We start from the raw sequence: 20,137 nt of genomic DNA, 5'->3' as shown, positions 1-20,137 counted from the left end.
CGGATAAGCCTCAGGGCAAGGCCCGTAACCTCCGGAGGGATAGGCCCCGCATCGGCGCGTAGCGAACCCGCATCGGCGGCCTGGTCGCGATCAGCGGCTCAGCAGGCCGCGGATGCCGCTCAGGTTGTCGATGGTGTGCGACAGGTGGAGGCGCAGACGTTCCGCAGCTTCGGACTGTCTTCCGCCGGCCAGGCTGTCGAGGATCGCGAGATGCTCCTCGCATTGCTGGCGGTAGCGCGTGCGGTCCAGCATCGACCGGTAGGACAAGAGTCGCCTGATCCGATTGATCCGGCGGATCGTGTCGAGAAAGAACGGATTGCCGGACCCCGCGACGATCGTCTCGTGGAAACGCACGCCGCGATCGTGGAGGGTATCGGCACTGTCGGTTTCGATGGCGCCTGCAAGCAGGCGCTCCTCGGCGGCGCGACACGCGGCGATCGCTTCCGGTGCAAGGTGATATCCCGGCTCGAGCAAGGCGGCAGGCTCGAGCGCGAGGCGCAGGCGGTAGGTTTGCTCCAGGCTTTCCGGCGTGTTCAGCACCGGCGCGAAGCTCCAGCCATAGCCGGCGCGCCGCTCGGCCCAACCCTCCTGGCTGATCCGGGTCAGCACCGCGTTGAGTTCGGCGCGCGTCAGCTCGTAGCTCTGCCTGAGATCGGCTTCGCTCACCTGTGCCGGCAGGCGGCCGCGCAGATGGTCGTCGGCGATGCGGAAATAGGCCTGGGTGACGCCGTCGGGCTCCGACAGGCCGAGCGCCTCGCTCGAAGGCGGAACCGCCTGCTCGACGAAATAGCCGCGGTTGCGCTCGTGGCGCAGCACGCCCTTGTCCGCGAGAAGCTGGAGAGCCTGGCCGACGGGGAAACGCGACACGCCGAGGCGCGTCGCGATGTCCTGCGTTCGCAGATGCGTACCGGCCGGCAGGCCGCCGTCCCGGATCTCTTCGAGAATGCGGGAAGCGAGCGGCGTCGCGAGGTCTCGTCTTCCGCTGCCTGCCATCACCCGAGCCTCGCCGGCGCTTCCGCCCACGAGATGTGCTCTATGGGGCGTGCGCCCGCGGGGCAAGCCGGCTATTTGACGAGTCCGATCGTCCTGAGGATATCCCCGACCCGAACCTGCTCCTCCTTCAGGAAGGCCGCGAAGGGTTCGCCGGCGAGGTAGTAGTCGTCCCAGCCGCGTGCCTTGAGCAGGGCCTTCCACTCGCCGCTGGCGACCAGGCCGTCGAAGAGCTTGGTCAGTTGCGCCTTGTGGTCGGCGGTGATGCCGGGAGGGGCCATGACGGCGCGCCAGTTGACGACCTCGACATCGTAGCCGAGTTCCTTGAGCGTCGGGACGTCGACGCCATCGAGACGCTTGCCGGACGAGATCGCGAGCGCGCGAAGCTTGCCGGCCTTGATCTGGCCTTCAAGCTCGCCATAGCCGGAAACGCCCGCGGTGACGCGCCCGCCCAGCATGGCGGCCAGCGCCTCGCCGCCACCGGAGAAGGCGACATAATTCACCTTGCCGGCATCGGCGCCCGCGGCCTTCGTTACCAGCGCGGCCAGGATGTGGTCGGCACCGCCGGCCGAACCGCCGGCCCAGGTCACGCGCGCGACGTCCGTTTTGATCGCCGCCAGGAAATCCTTCACCGTCGTGATCGGCGACGTCGCGGGCACCACGATGACGAGCGGATCGCCGGTGAGGCGGGCCAGCGGCGTCACCTGGTCGAGGCTGACCGGCGACTTGTTGGTCAGGATGGCACCGACCATGGTGATGCCGTTGACCATCAGCTGGCTCGGATCACCCTTGGCATTGTTGATGAACTGCGCCAGGCCGATCGTGCCGCCGGCACCCGTGACGTTGTTGACCTGGACGCTGCGAACCGCCTTCGTCTCGGTCAGCACCTGCTGGATCGAGCGGGCCGCGCCATCCCAGCCGCCGCCGGGACCTGCGGGCGCCATGATCTTCAGCTCCTGGATCGGCGCCTGAGCCGACGCGAAGCCTGATGTGAGTGAGAGGGTGGCGATGCCAGCGGCCAGGAATACTCTGCGGGTCTTCATGAGGATCCTCCCAAGGATGACAGGTGATCGCGCTTTTGCGCTGTTCAGGCTTCCCGCAGGCTTGCGGGTGGGGTTTCACCGCTTGCGGTGAAAGACGGGACGGAAGCGCCTTGCAGGCGTCCGAGGATCACCGAAATGATGCCGCCTGCGCGGAGCGTCTCGCATTCCAGCGCAGTCTCGACGGCAGCCCTCAGTTGCAGGGGCTCGACCGAACCATTGGCCCGACGGATGCGAGCGCTGACGGGGCGGCGCGGGGCGATCGCATCGGGTGGCGCATCGATCTCGACGGCGTCCCCCGAGGCGAGCGTCAGCGCGGCCGGCCCGGTCCCGGGCGGCAGCAGCAGCGGCAGAATCCCCATGCCGATCAGGTTGGAGCGATGGATGCGCTCGAAGCTCTGGGCGATGACGGCACTGACCCCGAGGAGCCCCAATCCCTTGGCGGCCCAGTCTCGCGACGAACCCGTGCCGTAGCGCTCCCCGGCGACGACGACCATCGCATCGCCGGCTGCACGGTAGCGCTCCGCGACGCGCCACAGTGATTGGATCTGCCCTGTCGGCGCGTGAACCGTCGAACCGGCGGGTACATCGGCGGCGAGGCGATTGGCCACCGTGCGGTTCGTGAACAGGCCGCGCAGCATCACCTCCCAATTGCCGCGGCGGGAGGCGTAGACGTTCAGGTCCTTGGGATCCTCGCCGCGTTCGATCAGCCACCGTCCAGCCTCGCTCGCGACGGGTGTCTGTCCGGCCGGCGAGATATGATCCGTGGTGATGTCGTCGCCGAGCACCAGCAGCGGATGCGCGCGGTAATGGCCGAGGCGGCTGGGTTGGATCGACTGGGCGAAGGGCGGTGGCCGCAGCGCGGTCGAGGCGGGGTCCCATGGAAAGAGCGTCGTAGCGGGCGCCTCGAGTTCCGCCCAGTGCCGGCTCGTCGTCGCCTCGGCGAAGGCGCGGCTGAAATCCGCGGGCTCGAGGGCGAGCGTCAGCGCCGCATCGATTTCGGAGCCCGTCGGCCAGAGCTCGGCCAACGTGATCGCTTTGCCGTCGGCAGCCGTGCCGAGCGGGGCCTTCAGGATGTCGCGATCCGCATCGCCGGCGAGCGCATAGGCGACGACCAGTGCGGGGGATGCCAGGAAACCGGCCTCGATCTGGCCGTGAACGCGGCCGGGAAAGTTGCGGTTGCCCGACAGGATGGCGACCGGCAGCACCTCGTCGGCCTGGATCGCCGCGTCCATCACCGCCAGCAGCGGCCCGGAATTGCCGATGCAGGTCGTGCAGCCATAGCCGACGATGCCGAAGCCGAGCGCTTCCAGATCCTCGAGCAAACCGGCTCGCCTGAGATAGCGTTCCGCTGCAGGCGAGCCCGGAGCCAGCGAGGTCTTCACCCAGGCCGGAGGCTTGAGGCCGAGCCGGCGGGCTTTACGCGCGACCAGCCCGGCCGCCACGAGGAGCCTTGGGTCGGTGGTGTTGGTGCAACTCGTGATCGCCGCGATGGCGACGGGAAGGCGCGGTAACGCGCCGGCCGGGGCCTTGGGCTGCGCCATTGCTGCCAGGGCGCGCGCCACGGCTTCAGGTGCGAGCAGATCCTGTGGGCGGCGCGGGCCGGCGAGGCTGATGGCGATCGTGGCGAGGTCGATGTCGACGATATCGGTGTAGCGAGGCTGCGCCTGCGGATCGAACCAGAGCTGTTGCCGCCTGGCATAGGCTTCGACCAGAGCGATCTGGTCCTGCGTCCGACCGGTCTGCGCGAGATAGTCGAGCGTTGCCGCGTCGATCGGGAAATAGCCGGTCGAGGCGCCGAACTCCGGTGTCATGTTGGCGACCACGGCCCGCTCGCCGCCCGACAGGCTGGACACGCCCGGACCGAAGAACTCGACGAAGGCGCCCGTGACGCCGCGGGCCCGGAGGCGTTGCGTCACCGTCAGCGCGAGGTCGGTCGCGCTGACGCCTTCGCGCAGCCGGTTGGTCAGGCGCACGCCGATGACGTCGGGAATCCGCATCATCACCGGCATGCCGAACATCACGCTCTCGGCCTCGAGTCCGCCGACCCCCCAGCCCAGGACGCCGATCCCATTGATCATGGGCGTGTGGCTGTCGGTGCCGATCAGCGTATCCGGCATCGCCCAGAGCTGGCCGTCGATCCTGCGCGTCGTGACGACGGTGGCGAGCTGCTCCAGGTTGATCGTGTGCATGATGCCCGTGCCGGGCGGATGGACGCGAACGCCGTCGAGCGCCTGCGTCGCCCATTTCAGGAAGCGATAGCGCTCGCCGTTGCGGCGGTACTCGCGCTCCAGATTGACCCGCATGGCATCTGGCGAGGCCGAGAGGTCCACACCCAGCGAGTGATCGACCGAGACGTCCACCGGTAGCACCGGGCTGAGCTGCCCTGGGTCTCCTCCCGTCGCGGCGATGGCGTCGCGCATCGCCGCGACGTCGACGAGCGCCGGCGTGCAGGTCGTGTCGTGCATCAGGACGCGGCCGGGCTGGAAGGCGATCTCCGCCTCGGACGTCCCATGCGTGAGCCAGGCCCGAAGGTCCGACAGAGCTTGATCGCGCTCCTCGAGCCCCTTGGGTTCGCGCAGCACGTTCTCGGCGATGATGCGCAGCACATGCGGAAGTCTCGGGAGGTCGTCGCCGAGCTGGGTCGTCAGATCGGCGACGACGTAGGGCTCTGCGACCGAGCGCCCTGCCTCCCGAAAAGTTCGTGCCCATGTGTTCATGGCCGATCATATGCATAATATGAACTCAAAATGCAATCTGATGCGCAGGGCTCGGAATCGCATGGGACGATCGCGACGGCAGAGGTACCGATCCGTGCTTTGACGCTCGACTTCGGGGGGGCGGGAGAAAGGGCTGAAGCCTGCGCCTACGGCGTCACTAACTCACCAAGGCCGGCGCGGCCCGGTGTCGATATGCAGGATGCCGTTCCAGTAGACCTTGTGCCCGCCGACATCGGGCAGGGTGCGGACCCATTCCAGAACGCTCCGCGGCCTTATTCCTGGAACCCGGAAATCCATCGCCTCGCAGCGCTTGTGATAGGAGCCGCGCCGCGCCCGCCAGGGTGGCCGCCAGGTCGATGTCACCTTCACCGCGCCGTACTTGTCGGAAATCTTTGTGAGGATGAGTTTCAGCCGCTGCGGCAAGCAGGCGATCGACGTGCCCGGATCGGTCGAGATGCCCGGCTGGTCCGGCTTCTCGTTCGGATCGAACTCCGGTTCGGCACCGGCCTTCTGGCCCGGCGTCAGTTGCGGCCATTCCGGGCCCTGATCTTCGTCGGGCTCGGCCGTCATCGGCGAGTTCGCGTCGGGGCGAGGGGCCTCGGAGGGCTGCACCGGCGCCGGTGTCACGATCGGCGCAAAGGTCAGGCTGCTGGGCAGGTCGAGATCGAAGGGTCGATGCGGCGGCAACGGGGCCCGCATCATCTGGCCCTCCTGCGCCGCCGCGGCGGTGACATGGAGCACGCAGGTGAGCGCCAGCATCGGTCCGGCGGAAATGGGCAGCCGCATGGGGTTCAGGGGGCGGGAGCCGGCATGAAGACGGCCCGGGTCTCGGCGCCGACGAGAGGAAGCTGCGGAGACTTCGCGCACAGCGCGGCGAGGCCTGCCGGCGCCGCAGTGATCTTCTCCAGGTCGAGCAGCGGCCGCATGGCGCCTCCGGCATAATAGCCGGCCAGCCAGAGCGAGAGCTGCGTCTGGTCGTTCTCGCTCATGGCGGTGAAATCGGCACAACTCGCCCGCGACAGGTCCACGCCTTCGGCATGGGCGCTACCGGGTACACCGACCGGCGCGATCAACAGCGCCGCCGCGAGGAAGGGCCTGGCGAGCCGGGTCATGAGGGCGCCTTTCTCGAAAGCGTGGTTTGCTTAAGAAGAATCGATTCGGCGTGAGTGTGTCGCGTCGCGCCGCCATCTGCCAGCCGGAAGCCGTCGATATGGATAAGAATTCCGGCGTGGTCATTTGGCGAGGCCGGGCAGGGTGCCGAAAATCTGCCACATCTGCGCCACGTTCAACCCGGTCGCGCGATTGTGCGGCGCGGCAGAGTCTTGCTTCATTCTAATGCAAGGTCTAATCGACACCCACGGCGCGCCGCCGTCGTCCGTTTGAAGCTGGATCGTCCATGCAAGCTCTTCCAGTGCCGTCCCTGCTCAACGACTACCTGCCGCTGGTGCTGTTTCTCGCCGTGGCCGGCGTGATCGGTCTGGCCCTGCTGATCGCGCCCTTCGCGATCGCCTACTCCAAGCCGGACGCCGAGAAGCTCTCGGCCTATGAATGCGGCTTCAACGCATTCGACGATGCGCGCATGAAGTTCGACGTTCGCTTCTATCTGGTGGCGATCCTGTTCATCATCTTCGATCTCGAAGTCGCCTTCCTCTTCCCCTGGGCGGTCGCCTTCGGTGGGCTCGGCTGGTATGGCTTCTGGTCGATGATGATCTTCCTGGCCGTGCTGACGGTCGGCTTCGTCTATGAGTGGCGCAAGGGTGCGCTGGAGTGGGACTAACCGTCGTCTCGCTGGCGCAAGGCTCGCGATCTATCTGACGGTTACGGTTCACGAGGATACTGGAATGGCAACAACAGCGATCGACCGCGGTGATCCGCTCGTCGCCCCCGCGCCCAAGGGCCTGCTCGGCCCCGACGGGAAGCCGGTCGGCCATCGCGATCCGTTCTTCACCGAGATCAACAGCGAGCTCGCCGACAAGGGCTTCATCGTCACCGCCACCGACGACCTGATCAACTGGTCGCGCACCGGCTCGCTGATGTGGATGACCTTCGGCCTCGCCTGCTGCGCGGTCGAGATGATGCAGCTCTCGATGCCGCGCTACGACGTCGAGCGCTTCGGCTTCGCGCCGCGCGCTTCTCCGCGCCAGTCCGACGTGATGATCGTGGCTGGCACGCTCACCAACAAGATGGCCCCGGCGCTGCGCAAGGTCTACGACCAGATGCCCGAGCCACGCTATGTCATCTCGATGGGCTCCTGCGCCAATGGCGGCGGCTACTACCACTACAGCTACTCGGTGGTGCGCGGCTGCGATCGCATCGTGCCGATCGACATTTATGTGCCGGGCTGCCCGCCGACGGCGGAGGCTCTGCTCTACGGCGTGCTTCTGCTGCAGAAGAAGATTCGCCGCACCGGCACGATCGAGCGGTAATTTGCGTCATGCTCGGGCCTGGCCCGAGCATCTCCTGACGGAGAGGCGCGGGATACGACAGGGGTTGGGCTCAATCCTGCATGCGCTGCTCGGGGCAAGCCTGAGCACGCCGCGGTTGAGCAACGAAGGTTAAGACAATGAGCGAAGCGCTCGTAGCACTCGGCGAAGAGATCAAGGCGGCGCTGCCGGGCGCGGTCACCGAAGCCGTCGTCGCCTTCGGCGAGCTGACGATCCATGCCGAGGCGGCCTCGATCGTGGAGGTCATGCGGACGCTCTACTCGGATCGCCGCTTCCGCTTCGTGAACTTCACCGATATCGCCGGCGCCGACTATCCCGGCCGCGAGAAGCGCTTCGACGTGGTTTATCACCTGCTCGCGCCCTATTCGAACCACCGCATCCGCGTGAAGGTCCAGACCGACGAGGCGACGCCTGTTCCCTCGATCATCGAGGTCTTCCCGGCGGCCAACTGGTACGAGCGCGAGGCCTACGATTTTTACGGCATGCTGTTCTCGGGCCATCCCGACCTGCGCCGCATCCTCACCGACTACGGCTTCGAGGGGCATCCGCTGCGCAAGGACTTCCCGCTGACCGGCTTCGTCGAGGTCCGCTATGACGACGAACAGAAGCGCGTGGTCTACGAGCCGGTGAAGCTCAATCAAGAGTTCCGCAACTTCGATTTCCTAAGTCCATGGGAAGGGACGGAATACGTCCTCCCCGGCGACGAAAAAGCGAAGACGGCCTGATCGGAGCCGGACATGACAGAGCACAACATCCGGAACTTCTCGATCAATTTCGGCCCGCAGCACCCTGCGGCCCACGGCGTGCTGCGCCTCGTCCTCGAGCTCGACGGCGAGATCGTCGAGCGCGTCGATCCGCATATCGGCCTGCTCCATCGCGGCACCGAGAAGCTGATCGAGGCCAAGACCTATCTCCAGGCCGTGCCCTATTTCGACCGGCTCGACTATGTCGCGCCGATGAACCAGGAGCATGCCTATGCCCTGGCCGTCGAGAAGCTGATGGGCGTCACGGTCCCGCGTCGCGGCCAGCTCATCCGCGTGCTCTACTCCGAAATCGGCCGCATCCTCTCGCACATCCTCAACGTCACCACGCAGGCGATGGACGTCGGCGCGCTGACGCCCCCGCTCTGGGGCTTCGAGGAGCGCGAGAAGCTGATGATCTTCTATGAGCGGGCCTGCGGCGCGCGCATGCACGCGGCATATGTCCGGCCGGGCGGCGTTCACCAGGACCTGCCGACCTCCCTGATCCACGACATCGCCGAATGGTGCGACCCGTTCCTGCAGGTCTGCGACGACCTCGAGGGTCTGCTCACCGACAACCGCATCTTTAAGCAGCGCAACGTCGATATCGGCGTGGTCGATCTCGAGACCTGCTGGAAATGGGGCTTCTCGGGCGTGATGGTGCGTGGCTCCGGCGCGGCCTGGGATCTGCGCAAGTCGCAGCCCTACGAGTGCTACGACGAGATGGAATTCGACATTCCCGTCGGCAAGAACGGCGATTGCTACGACCGCTACTGCATCCGCATGGAAGAGATGCGCCAGTCGGTCCGCATCATGAAGCAGTGCTGCGAGAAGCTCCTCGCTGCCGATGGCGGCGGGCCGGTCTCCTCGCTCGACGGCAAGATGGTGCCGCCCAAGCGCGGCGAGATGAAGCGCTCGATGGAAGCGCTGATCCACCACTTCAAACTCTACACCGAGGGCTACAAGGTGCCCGAGGGCGAGGTCTATGCCGCCGTCGAGGCCCCCAAGGGCGAGTTCGGCGTCTATCTCGTCTCGGATGGAACCAACAAGCCCTATCGCTGCAAGATCAAGGCTCCGGGCTTCGCCCATCTCCAGGCCATGGATTTCATGTGCCGCAAGCACATGCTGGCGGACGTCTCCGCCATCCTGGGCTCCCTCGATATCGTTTTTGGTGAAGTAGACCGCTGATGTCCGTCCGTCGTCTCGCCCCCGATCACGTTCAGCCCGCCTCCTTCGCCTTCGACTCGGCGAACGAGAACTGGGCCGACCAGCAGATCGCGAAGTATCCGCAGGGCCGTCAGGCCTCCGCCGTGATTCCGCTCCTGTGGAAGGCGCAGGAGCAGCATGATGGCTGGGTGCCGCGCGCCGCGATCGAGGCCGTCGCGCGCAAGCTCGGAATGGCGCCGATGCGCGTCATGGAGATCGCCACCTTCTACACGATGTTCAACCTGCAGCCGGTGGGCGAGCACTTCGTCCAGCTCTGCGGCACGACGCCCTGCGCGTTGCGCGGAGCTGAAGCGCTGAAGAAGGTCTGCGAGGACGTCATCGGCCCGCAATCGACCGTGACCGCCGACGGCAAGCTCTCCTGGCTCGAGGTCGAGTGCCTCGGCGCCTGCTGCAACGCCCCGATGGCGCAGATCAACTTCGACTATTACGAGGATCTGACGCCCGAGAACTTCAAGGCCCTGCTGGAAGACCTGCGCCACGGCCGGCCGACCAAGCCCGGCCCGCAGAACGGGCGCACCGGCTCGGAGCCGTTCGGCGGCGGCGAGACGCTGAAGGATCCGGCCCTCTATGACGGCTCGGTGATCGGCGCCGGCGACTGGCAGAAGCGCATCGCCGAGCAGCGCAAGGCGGCGGCCGAGGCAGCTGCCGCGAAGGCGGCCGCTGCGGAGGAAGCCAAGAAGGCTGAAGCGACGCCTGCTGCGGTCGGGAGCAAGCCGGCGACCGAGACAGCCGCGGCCGGCCGGCCCAAGCCTTCGACCCCCGCCCAGCCTTCCGGCGCGGCGCAGGATACGCCCGCCGCCGCCGGAAAGGTCACGAAGGCCGCCGTCACGGAATCGGCGAAGCCGGCTGCCGCGGCCCCGGCCGTGGCGGAATCGAAGCCCGAGCTGCTGACCGCCGCGCGCGGCGGCAAGGGCGACGACCTCGGTCTGATCTGGGGCGTCGGCCCCAAGCTTGCGACGATGCTCAACGAGATGGGCGTCTGGCATTTCGACCAGATTGCGAACTGGAAGGCCGAGGAACTCGCCTGGGTCGATGCCCGCCTGACCGGATTCAAGGGCCGCGCCACGCGCGACGACTGGATCTCGCAGGCGAAGAAACTCGCGACGGGCTGGCGGCCGGAATCGGCCGTCGGCGAGAAGCCGGTGAAGTGAGGCGAAAACGATGCTTGCTGATCGCGACCGGATTTTCACCAATCTCTACGGCCTTCACGACCTGTCGCTGAAAGGCGCCATGGCGCGCGGCCATTGGGACGGCACCAAGTTCCTGCTCCAGCAGGGCAGGGACTGGATTATCGACGAGATGAAGCAGTCGGGCCTGCGCGGCCGTGGCGGCGCCGGCTTCCCGACCGGGCTGAAATGGTCGTTCATGCCCAAGGTCAATGACGGGCGCCCGCATTACCTCGTCGTCAATGCCGACGAGTCGGAGCCGGGCACCTGCAAGGACCGCGAGATCATGCGCAACGACCCGCATACGCTGGTCGAGGGCTGCCTGATCGCCTCCTTCGCGATGGGCGCGCACGCCGCCTACATCTACATCCGTGGCGAGTACATCCGCGAGCGCGAGGCGCTGCAGCGGGCCGTCGACGAGGCCTATGAGGCCAAGCTCATCGGCAAGGACAACATCCACGGCTATCCCTTTGATCTCTATGTGCATCATGGTGCCGGCGCCTATATCTGCGGCGAAGAGACGGCCTTGCTCGAAAGCCTCGAGGGCAAGAAGGGCATGCCCCGGATGAAGCCGCCATTCCCCGCGAATGTCGGCCTCTATGGCTGCCCGACCACCGTCAACAACGTCGAGTCGATCGCGGTCGCGCCGACCATCCTGCGCCGCGGCGCGGCCTGGTTCTCCTCGCTCGGCAACCCGAACAATGTCGGCACCAAGCTGTTCTGCGTCTCGGGCCATGTGAACAAGCCCTGCAACGTCGAAGAGGTGATGGGCCTCACCTTCCGCGAGCTGATCGACCGCCATTGCGGCGGTATCCGTGGCGGCTGGGACAATCTCAAGGCGGTCATCCCCGGCGGCTCCTCGGTTCGCATGGTTCCCGCCGACCAGATCATCGACACGCCGATGGATTTCGACTCGCTCTCGAAGCTGCGCTCGGGCCTCGGCACGGCGGCGGTGATCGTCATGGACAAGTCCACTGACATCATCCGCGCCATCGCCCGCCTCAGCCATTTCTACAAGCATGAGAGCTGTGGCCAGTGCACGCCCTGCCGCGAGGGCACGGGCTGGATGTGGCGCGTGATGGAGCGCATGGCCGTGGGTCGCGCCCAGAAGCGCGAGATCGACATGCTGCTCGACGTCACAAAGCAGATCGAGGGCCACACGATCTGCGCGCTCGGCGATGCCGCCGCATGGCCGATCCAGGGCCTGATCGCGCATTTCCGCCACGAGATCGAGCAGCGCATCGACGACTATGCCGCGAACCCGCATTCCGAGCCGGTTCGACTGATGGCGGCGGAGTGAGACCATGACCAAACTCCTCATCGACGGCATCGAGGTCGATGTCCCCGCCGAATACACGGTGCTCCAGGCCTGCGAGGCCGCAGGCGCCGAGGTGCCGCGCTTCTGCTTCCATGAGCGGCTGTCGATCGCCGGCAATTGCCGCATGTGCCTCGTCGAGGTGAAGGGCGGCCCGCCGAAGCCGCAGGCTTCGTGTGCCATCGGCGTGCGCGACCTGCGCCCCGGCCCGAATGGCGAGCCGCCGGTCGTCCTGACCAAGTCGCCGATGGTGAAGAAGGCGCGCGAGGGGGTAATGGAGTTCCTCCTCATCAACCACCCGCTGGATTGCCCGATCTGCGACCAGGGCGGCGAATGCGACCTGCAGGACCAGGCCATGGCCTATGGCGTGGACAATTCCCGCTATGCCGAGAACAAGCGCGCGGTCGAGGACAAGTATATCGGCCCGCTGGTCAAGACCTCGATGACGCGCTGCATCCAGTGCACGCGCTGCGTCCGCTTCACCACGGAAGTCGCCGGCGCCTCCGACCTCGGCGCCATCGGCCGTGGCGAGGACATGGAGATCACGACCTATCTCGAGAAGGCGATGACCTCGGAGCTGCAAGGCAACGTCGTCGATCTCTGCCCGGTCGGCGCGCTGACCTCGAAGCCTTACCAGAACAAGGCCCGCCCCTGGGAGCTGACCAAGACCGAATCCATCGATGTGATGGACGCGGTCGGCTCGGCGATCCGCGTCGACTCGCGCGGCAAGGAAGTGATGCGCGTCCTGCCCCGCCTGAACGAGGCGGTGAACGAGGAGTGGATCTCCGACAAGACCCGCCACGTCGTCGACGGCCTGCGCACCCAGCGTCTCGACCGGCCCTATATCCGTAAGGACGGCGCGCTACGCCCCGCGAGCTGGAACGAGGCCTTCGCGTTGATCGCCGAGAAGGTCAAGGCGACGAAGCCCGAGAAGATCGGCGCCATCGCCGGCGATCTCGCGGCTGTGGAGGAGATGTTCGCGCTCAAGAGCCTGATCGCCTCGCTCGGCAGCGCCAATCTCGACGCCCGCCAGGACGGCACGAAGCTGCATCCGAAGTTCGGCCGCGGCTCCTATGTCCTCAATGCCGGCATCGCCGGGATCGACAATGCGACCTCGCTGCTGATCGTCGGCGCCAATCCGCGCCGCGAGGCGCCGATCCTGAACGCGCGCATCCGCAAGCGCTGGCTGCGCGGCGACTTCAAGATACAGGTCATCGGCGATAAGGCCGATCTGACCTATGACTACGACTATCTCGGCGCGGGCGCCGAGACCCTGGCCGATGTCGCGGCTAAGGCGGAGAAGGCCGGCGAGCGGCCGATGGTGCTGGTCGGGCAGGGCGCTCTCGCCCGGGCCGATGGCGAAGCCGTGCTGGCGCTGGCCGCCAAGGCTGCGCAGGCGCTGGGCGCCGTCTCGGAAGGCTGGAACGGCTTCGGCGTGCTGCACACCGCTGCCGCCCGTGTCGGCGCGCTCGATCTCGGCTTCGTGCCGCAAGAAAATGCCGATGGTTCTGGCGGTCTCGACGTCGCCGGCATGCTTCAGCCCGGCGCGCTCGACCTGCTGTTCCTGCTCGGCGCCGACGAGATCGAGGTGCCTGCAGGCGCCTTCGTGGTCTATCAGGGGACGCATGGCGACAAGGGCGCGCATCGCGCTGACGTCATCCTGCCGGGCTCGGCCTATACCGAGAAGTCCGGCACCTACGCCAATACCGAAGGTCGCGTACAGATGACCGACCGCGCCACCTTCCCGCCGGGCGATGCCCGCGAGGACTGGGCGATCCTGCGCGCGCTCTCCGCCGCCCTCGGCAAGACGCTGCCCTTCGACTCGCTGTCGGGCCTGCGCAGGGCGCTCTACGAGGCGCATCCGCACTTCGCGGCGCTCGAGGTGCTACAGCCGGCCGACGGCGCAGTCCTCGGCTCCCTCGCTGCTGCCGGCGGCAAGACCGACAAGGCCGGCTTCGTCTCGACGATCGCCGATTTCTACCAGACCAACCCGATCGCGCGCGCTTCCGCCGTGATGGCCGAATGTTCGGCGCTGGCCTCCGGCCGGCTGCAGCAGGCGGCGGAGTAAGCGGCCATGAACTGGGACCTCGTCCTCGATCTCGCGATCATCCTCGGCAAGAGCCTGCTGCTGCTCGTCTGCCTGCTGGTCTTCATCGCCTATATCCTGCTCGCCGACCGCAAAATCTGGGCGGCGGTGCAGCTGCGGCGCGGCCCTAACGTCGTCGGGCCCTTCGGCCTGTTCCAGAGCTTCGCCGACCTGCTGAAATTCGCCTTCAAGGAGCCGATCATCCCGTCGGGCTCCAACAAGGGCGTCTTCCTGCTCGCGCCCTTCATCTCCTGCCTGCTGGCGCTCGGCGCCTGGGCGGTGATCCCGGTCGCGGAAGGCTGGGCGATCGCCAACATCAATGTCGGCATCCTCTACATCCTCGCGATCTCCTCGCTCGGCGTCTACGGCGTCATCATGGCCGGCTGGGCGTCGAACTCGAAGTACCCCTTCATGGGCGCGCTGCGCTCCGCCGCGCAGATGGTCTCCTACGAGGTCTCGATCGGCTTCGTCATCATCACCGTGCTGCTCTGCGTGGGCTCGCTGAACCTGACGGCCATCGTCGAGGCGCAGAACACCAAGGTCGGCCTGTTCGGCTGGTACTGGCTGCCGCTGTTCCCGATGTTCGTGGTCTTCTTCATCTCGGCCCTGGCCGAGACCAACCGGCCGCCTTTCGACCTCCCTGAAGCGGAGTCGGAGCTCGTGGCGGGCTATATGGTCGAGTATTCCTCGACGCCGTACCTGCTGTTCATGCTCGGCGAATACGTGGCGATTATGACCATGTGCGCGCTGACCACGATCCTCTTCCTCGGGGGCTGGCTACCGCCGTTCCCGATCGCGCCGTTCACCTGGCTGCCGGGCGTGTTCTGGTTCGCTCTGAAGGTCTGCCTGGTCTTCTTCATGTTCGCGATGGTGAAGGCCTTCGTGCCGCGCTACCGCTACGACCAGCTGATGCGGCTGGGCTGGAAGGTCTTCCTGCCGCTGTCGCTGGCCTGCGTTGTCGTGGTTGCCCTGGTGTTGCAGGTCACGGGCTGGGGCCCGGTTCGCTGATGGGCGTCTCGCCCGGCCTGATCGGCGCGCTGATCGGGCTCGTGGTGGGGTTGGTTGAATACAGGATCGTTTCGGCGCTGGTCATCGGGGCCCTGCGCCGGACCGATCCATCGAAGACACAGGCCGAGCGCGACGACTATGAACGTCGCATCGGCTGGGTCAGGGCCGCGCTGGTCGTGTTGATGATCGGCGTCACGCCCGTGCTGGGTTATATCGTCGGCCAAACGGTGTTTGGCTGAGCTGGAAGGACGAGAGGCATGTCGCTCGCACAAGCCGCCAAGGGCCTGCTGCTGAAGGAGTTCGTCGGGGCGTTCGCGCTCTCGATGCGCTATTTCTTCAAGCCGAAGGCGACGCTGAACTATCCCTTCGAGAAGGGCGTGCTCTCGCCGCGCTTCCGGGGCGAGCATGCGCTGCGCCGCTATCCGAATGGCGAGGAACGCTGCATCGCCTGCAAGCTCTGCGAGGCGATCTGCCCGGCGCAGGCCATCACCATCGAGGCCGGTCCGCGCCGCAACGACGGCACGCGCCGTACGACGCGCTACGACATCGACATGACCAAGTGCATCTATTGCGGCTTCTGCCAGGAGGCTTGCCCGGTCGATGCCATCGTCGAGGGGCCGAACTTCGAATTCGCCACCGAGACCCGCGAGGAGCTGTTCTACGACAAGGACAAGCTGCTCGCGAACGGCGCCCGCTGGGAACGCGAGATCGCGCGCAACATCGCGATGGACGCGCCCTATCGCTGAGGCGGTTCGGGCAGACCCTTCGCGCGGTTGTCGCGCCAGACGGGCCTGACTATAGACGCTCCAAACTGCGCCCGGCGAGAGTCGGGCGTGATTGAAAACGAGAGCCGCCCGCAGGGGCGGAAAGGCTGACCGAGATGAATGCCGCAGCGGCTTTCTTCTACCTGTTCGCAAGTGTCACCGTCGCTTCGGCGTTCATGGTGGTGGTCTCGCGCAACCCCGTTCACTCGGTGCTCTTCCTGATCCTGGCCTTCGTCAATGCGGCGGGGCTGTTCATGATGCTGGGAGCCGAGTTCCTGGCGATGCTGCTGATCGTCGTCTATGTCGGCGCGGTCGCGGTGCTCTTCCTCTTCGTGGTGATGATGCTCGACGTCGATTTCGCCGAGTTCCGTCAAGGCTTCCTGAACTACCTGCCGATCGGCGCGCTGATCGGGCTGATCTTTGCGGTCGAGCTGCTGCTCGTCGTCGGCGCCTGGGTCATCGATCCCCAGATCGTCAAGGCGCCGGTGGCGGCGATTCCCGCCGACGTGACCAACACCGAGGCGCTCGGCCGGGTGCTCTACACCCAGTATGTCTATTACTTCCAGGCGGCAGGGCTCGTGCTGCTGGTCGCCATGATCGGCGCGATCGTGCTGACCCTGCGCGACCGGCCCGGCATCAAGCGCCAGAACATCCCGGCGCAGAACGCGCGCACCAAGGAAGGCGCCATGGAGGTCCGCAAGGTCACCTCCGGCGCTGCCCTGCCGGAGGAGACGGTCTGATGATCGGACTTGGCCACTATCTCGCCGTCGGCGCGATCCTGTTCACGCTGGGCGTGCTCGGCATCTTCATCAACCGCAAGAACGTCATCGTCATCCTGATGTCAGTCGAGCTGATCCTGCTCTCGGTGAACCTGAACTTCGTCGCCTTCTCGAGCTTCATGAACGACATCGTCGGGCAGGTCTTCGCCTTGCTGGTGCTGACGGTCGCAGCGGCCGAGGCCGCCATTGGGCTTGCCATTCTCGTCGTCTACTTCCGCAACCGCGGCACGATCGCGGTGGAAGACATCAACATGATGAAAGGCTGAGGCGTAGCTAAGCGCCCGGAACCGCCCCATGTATCACCTGATCGTCTTCCTCCCCCTCATCGGCTTCCTGATCGCCGGCATCCTCGGCCGTCTGATCGGCGCGCGTGGCTCGGAGATCGTCACCACCTCGCTTCTGGTCGTCTCGGCCGTGCTGTCCTGGGTCGCCTTCTTCCAGGTCGGCTTCGGATCCGGCACGACCCGTGTCCAGGTCGCGACCTGGCTGTCCTCCGGCAACCTGCAGGTCGACTGGGCCTTCCGCGTGGACACGCTGACCGCGGTGATGCTGGTCGTGGTCAACACCGTCTCCTCGCTCGTGCACCTCTATTCGATTGGCTACATGCACGAGGATCCGCACCGGCCGCGCTTCTTCGCCTATCTGTCGCTGTTCACCTTCGCCATGCTGATGCTGGTGACGGCCGATAACCTGGTGCAGATGTTCTTCGGCTGGGAAGGCGTCGGTCTCGCCTCCTATCTGCTGATCGGCTTCTGGTATCAGAAGCCCTCGGCCTGCGCGGCCGCGATGAAGGCCTTCATCGTCAACCGCGTCGGTGATTTCGGCTTCCTGCTCGGCATCTTCATGGTCTTCGTGCTCACCGGCACGGTCGCCTTCGACTCGATCTTCCCGCAGATCGCCGGCCTGACCGAACGCAGCTTCCGCTTCCTCGGCTATGACTGGAACGCGCTGACGCTGACCGCTCTGCTTCTGTTCATGGGTGCCATGGGCAAGTCGGCGCAGTTCCTGCTGCACACCTGGCTGCCGGACGCGATGGAAGGCCCGACCCCGGTCTCGGCGCTGATCCATGCGGCAACGATGGTCACCGCCGGCGTCTTCATGGTCGCGCGCCTGTCGCCGATCTTCGAATACGCTCCCGTCGCCCTGACGGTGGTGATCGTGATCGGCGCGACGACGGCCTTCTTCGCTGCGACCGTCGGCCTCGTCCAGAACGACATCAAGCGCGTCATCGCCTATTCGACCTGCTCGCAGCTCGGCTACATGTTCGTCGCGCTCGGCGTCGGCGCCTATTCGGCTGGCGTGTTCCACCTGTTCACGCACGCCTTCTTCAAGGCGCTGCTCTTCCTCGGCGCCGGCTCGGTCATCCATGCGATGCATCACGAGCAGGACATGCGGCACATGGGTGGCCTGCGGAAGCACATCCCGCTGACCGCCGCCGCCATGACGATTGGTACGCTGGCGCTGACCGGCTTCCCGCTTCTCGCCGGCTACTTCTCCAAGGACGCGATCATCGAGAGCGCCTACGCCGCGGTCGCGCACAAGGGCTTCGCCGCGTCCTATGCCTTCGTCCTGCTGGTGGTCGCCGCCTGCATGACCTCGTTCTACTCGTGGCGGCTCTATTTCATGACCTTCGAGGGGGCGCCGCGCTGGGGCCACGGCCACGACGCGCATGGTCACGACGACCACGCTCACGCGGCCCATGGGCATGATGATCACGCCCATGCCGCGCATGCGCATGACGACCATCACGGTCATGGCCATGACCACACGCCGCATGAGAGCCCGCTGGTGATGCTGGTTCCGCTCGCCGTGCTCTCGCTCGGCGCCGTCGCGGCCGGCTTCGCCTTCAAGGGCGCCTTCATCGGCCACGACTACGAGCACTTCTGGAAGGCTGCGCTCTTCACCGGCAAGGACAACCACATCCTGCACGAGATGCACGAAGTGCCGAAATGGGTGGTCTGGTCGCCCTTCGTCGCGATGCTGCTCGGCTTCGTACTGGCGCTCTACATGTACGTGCTGCGCACGGACATTCCGGGCAAGCTGGCGGCGGCCAACCCGGTCCTGTACCGCTTCCTGCTGAACAAGTGGTACTTCGACGAGATCTACGACTTCCTGTTCGTGAAGCCGGCGATGTGGATCGGGAAGTTCCTCTGGAAGAAGGGCGACGGCTTCGTCATCGACGGCATGGGACCCGACGGTGTCTCGGCCCGCGTCGTCGACGTGACGAACCGGGTCGTCCGGCTCCAGACCGGCTATGTCTATCACTATGCCTTCGCCATGCTCATCGGCGTCGCAGGCTTCGTGACCTGGTATCTCGTGGCTCGCGGGTGAGATGATGTTCGGTTTCGGTATCCTCACCGGTCTTCTGGTCCTGCCGCTGGTCGGCGCGGCCTTCATCCTGGCGCAGCGCGGCGATCAGGCCGCGGTCGAGTCGAATGCGCGCTACGCGGCGCTGGCGGCGACAGTTGCGACCTTCGTGCTGTCCCTGGTCGCCTGGGCGCAGTTCGACCCCGCCAATCCCGGCTTCCAGATGGTCGAGACCCATGCCTGGGTCTCCGACGCGATCCAGTTCAAGCTCGGCGTCGACGGCTTCTCCTTCCCCTTCGTCGTGCTGACCGCCTTCCTGATGCCGTTCTGCATCCTGGCGTCCTGGCACTCGATCACGAAGCGGGTGCGCGAATACATGGTCGCGTTCCTGATCCTCGAGACGCTGATGATCGGCGTGTTCGTGGCGCTCGATCTCGTGCTGTTCTACCTCTTTTTCGAGGGCGGCCTGATCCCGATGTTCCTGATCGTTGGCATCTGGGGCGGCAAGCGGCGCGTCTACGCGGCCTACAAGTTCTTCCTCTACACGCTGCTCGGTTCGGTGCTGCTGCTGCTCGCGCTGATGGCGATGTACTGGAATGCCGGCACCACCGACATCCCGACGCTGCTGGCGCACAAGTTCCCGGCCAACATGCAGACCTGGCTGTGGCTCGCCTTCTTCGCCTCCTTCGCGGTGAAGATGCCGATGTGGCCGGTCCATACCTGGCTGCCCGACGCGCACGTCGAGGCGCCGACGGCAGGCTCCGTCGTGCTTGCGGCGATCATGCTGAAAATGGGCGGCTACGGCTTCATCCGCTTCTCGATCCCGATGTTCCCGGAGGCCTCGGCCTATTTCGCCTCCTTCGTCTTTGCGCTCTCCGTCATCGCCATCGTCTACACCTCGCTGGTGGCGCTGATGCAGGAGGACATCAAGAAGCTGATCGCCTACTCGTCGGTCGCCCATATGGGCTTCGTCACGATGGGCCTGTTCACGATGACCGCGCAGGGCATCCAGGGGGCGATGTTCCAGATGGTCAGCCACGGGCTGGTTTCGGGCGCGCTCTTCCTTTGCGTCGGCGTGATCTATGACCGCATGCACACCCGCGAGATCTCCGCCTATGGCGGGCTGGTGAACCGCATGCCGCTCTATGCGGTCGTCTTCATGGTCTTCACCATGGCCAATGTCGGCCTGCCCGGGACGGCCGGCTTCGTCGGCGAGTTCCTGACGCTGATGGGAGCCTTCAAGGCCAATCCCTGGGTCGCCTTCATCGCCTGCTCGGGCGTCATCCTGTCGGCTGCCTACGCGCTCTGGCTCTATCGCCGCGTCGTCTTCGGCGAACTGACCAAGCCGGAGCTGAAGGACATCACTGATCTCGACCGTCGCGAGATCGCGATCCTCGTTCCGCTTATGCTGCTGACGATCTGGTACGGCATTCGTCCGGGCACGATCCTCGACGCCTTCGCCGCGCCGACCGAAGCCCTCATCAAGAATTATCAGGCCGCACTCACCGCCGCGAAAACGGCGATGCTGGCCCTTCAGTAAGGTCTCGCAGG

General features: G+C 66.0%; 19 protein-coding genes. 14 read left to right on the top strand and 5 right to left on the bottom strand.

What is annotated here, in order from left to right:
* Positions 1-90: 90 nt before the first annotated feature.
* The 5 genes from VGN82_RS13975 to VGN82_RS13955 all read right to left on the bottom strand — a co-directional run bounded on the left by VGN82_RS13975 (position 91) and on the right by VGN82_RS13955 (position 5,862).
* Positions 91-993, bottom strand: coding sequence for a GntR family transcriptional regulator (locus tag VGN82_RS13975; protein WP_327527624.1), 903 nt, complete (start codon positions 991-993; stop codon positions 91-93).
* 71 nt (positions 994-1,064) lie between these two features.
* Positions 1,065-2,033, bottom strand: a complete 969-nt coding sequence (locus VGN82_RS13970) for a Bug family tripartite tricarboxylate transporter substrate binding protein (protein ID WP_327527623.1) — start codon at positions 2,031-2,033, stop codon at positions 1,065-1,067.
* A 44-nt stretch (positions 2,034-2,077) separates the two neighbouring features.
* Positions 2,078-4,750, bottom strand: a complete 2,673-nt coding sequence (acnA, locus tag VGN82_RS13965) for an aconitate hydratase AcnA (RefSeq protein ID WP_327527622.1) — start codon at positions 4,748-4,750, stop codon at positions 2,078-2,080.
* Positions 4,751-4,912: 162 nt separating this feature from the next.
* Positions 4,913-5,536, bottom strand: a complete 624-nt coding sequence (locus VGN82_RS13960) for a YcbK family protein (RefSeq protein ID WP_327527621.1) — start codon at positions 5,534-5,536, stop codon at positions 4,913-4,915.
* A 5-nt stretch (positions 5,537-5,541) separates the two neighbouring features.
* The gene (locus tag VGN82_RS13955; RefSeq protein WP_327527620.1) at positions 5,542-5,862 is read right to left on the bottom strand and encodes an HdeA/HdeB family chaperone; all 321 of its coding nucleotides are present in this window, start codon (positions 5,860-5,862) and stop codon (positions 5,542-5,544) included.
* A 284-nt stretch (positions 5,863-6,146) separates the two neighbouring features.
* Here VGN82_RS13955 and VGN82_RS13950 point away from each other — a divergent pair, with 284 nt between their 5' ends.
* The 14 genes from VGN82_RS13950 to VGN82_RS13885 all read left to right on the top strand — a co-directional run bounded on the left by VGN82_RS13950 (position 6,147) and on the right by VGN82_RS13885 (position 20,126).
* A complete protein-coding gene (locus VGN82_RS13950) occupies positions 6,147-6,527 on the top strand; it encodes an NADH-quinone oxidoreductase subunit A (protein WP_327527619.1) in 381 nt (126 codons plus the stop codon).
* Positions 6,528-6,591: 64 nt separating this feature from the next.
* Complete coding sequence (locus VGN82_RS13945; protein WP_327527618.1) at positions 6,592-7,176, top strand: NuoB/complex I 20 kDa subunit family protein; 585 nt, start codon at positions 6,592-6,594, stop codon at positions 7,174-7,176.
* 137 nt (positions 7,177-7,313) lie between these two features.
* The gene (locus tag VGN82_RS13940) at positions 7,314-7,919 is read left to right on the top strand and encodes an NADH-quinone oxidoreductase subunit C (protein WP_327527617.1); all 606 of its coding nucleotides are present in this window, start codon (positions 7,314-7,316) and stop codon (positions 7,917-7,919) included.
* Between the two features lie 12 nt (positions 7,920-7,931).
* Positions 7,932-9,122: an NADH-quinone oxidoreductase subunit D gene (locus tag VGN82_RS13935; protein WP_327527616.1), complete on the top strand. Its 1,191-nt coding sequence runs from the start codon at positions 7,932-7,934 to the stop codon at positions 9,120-9,122.
* Entirely contained in the window at positions 9,122-10,312 is a 1,191-nt protein-coding gene (nuoE, locus tag VGN82_RS13930) for an NADH-quinone oxidoreductase subunit NuoE (RefSeq protein WP_327527615.1), read from the top strand. Before VGN82_RS13935 ends, nuoE begins: the two co-directional genes overlap by 1 nt.
* Before the next feature lie 10 nt (positions 10,313-10,322).
* Positions 10,323-11,627, top strand: a complete 1,305-nt coding sequence (gene nuoF, locus VGN82_RS13925; protein WP_327527614.1) for an NADH-quinone oxidoreductase subunit NuoF — start codon at positions 10,323-10,325, stop codon at positions 11,625-11,627.
* Between the two features lie 4 nt (positions 11,628-11,631).
* On the top strand, positions 11,632-13,710 hold the full coding sequence (gene nuoG / locus VGN82_RS13920) for an NADH-quinone oxidoreductase subunit NuoG (protein ID WP_327527613.1): 2,079 nt from the start codon (positions 11,632-11,634) through the stop codon (positions 13,708-13,710).
* Positions 13,711-13,716: 6 nt separating this feature from the next.
* A complete protein-coding gene (gene nuoH, locus VGN82_RS13915) occupies positions 13,717-14,736 on the top strand; it encodes an NADH-quinone oxidoreductase subunit NuoH (RefSeq protein ID WP_327527612.1) in 1,020 nt (339 codons plus the stop codon).
* Complete coding sequence (locus VGN82_RS13910) at positions 14,736-14,975, top strand: hypothetical protein (protein WP_327527611.1); 240 nt, start codon at positions 14,736-14,738, stop codon at positions 14,973-14,975. The genes nuoH and VGN82_RS13910 overlap by 1 nt, the downstream gene beginning before the upstream one ends.
* A gap of 18 nt (positions 14,976-14,993) precedes the next feature.
* Positions 14,994-15,482, top strand: a complete 489-nt coding sequence (gene nuoI / locus VGN82_RS13905) for an NADH-quinone oxidoreductase subunit NuoI (RefSeq protein WP_327527610.1) — start codon at positions 14,994-14,996, stop codon at positions 15,480-15,482.
* 134 nt (positions 15,483-15,616) lie between these two features.
* A complete protein-coding gene (locus VGN82_RS13900; RefSeq protein ID WP_327527609.1) occupies positions 15,617-16,240 on the top strand; it encodes an NADH-quinone oxidoreductase subunit J in 624 nt (207 codons plus the stop codon).
* Positions 16,237-16,545 (top strand): NADH-quinone oxidoreductase subunit NuoK, encoded by a 309-nt coding sequence (nuoK, locus tag VGN82_RS13895; RefSeq protein ID WP_327527916.1) that lies wholly within the window; start codon positions 16,237-16,239, stop codon positions 16,543-16,545. Before VGN82_RS13900 ends, nuoK begins: the two co-directional genes overlap by 4 nt.
* A gap of 28 nt (positions 16,546-16,573) precedes the next feature.
* Entirely contained in the window at positions 16,574-18,610 is a 2,037-nt protein-coding gene (gene nuoL, locus VGN82_RS13890) for an NADH-quinone oxidoreductase subunit L (protein WP_327527608.1), read from the top strand.
* A gap of 4 nt (positions 18,611-18,614) precedes the next feature.
* Entirely contained in the window at positions 18,615-20,126 is a 1,512-nt protein-coding gene (locus VGN82_RS13885; protein ID WP_327527607.1) for an NADH-quinone oxidoreductase subunit M, read from the top strand.
* Positions 20,127-20,137: the final 11 nt, after the last annotated feature.

The sequence above is a fragment of the Allobosea sp. genome, assembly GCF_035999205.1.
GTDB lineage: Bacteria > Pseudomonadota > Alphaproteobacteria > Rhizobiales > Beijerinckiaceae > Allobosea.
The sequence above is the reverse complement of the archived record's forward strand: the minus strand, read 5'-3'. Positions and strand labels throughout refer to the sequence as shown.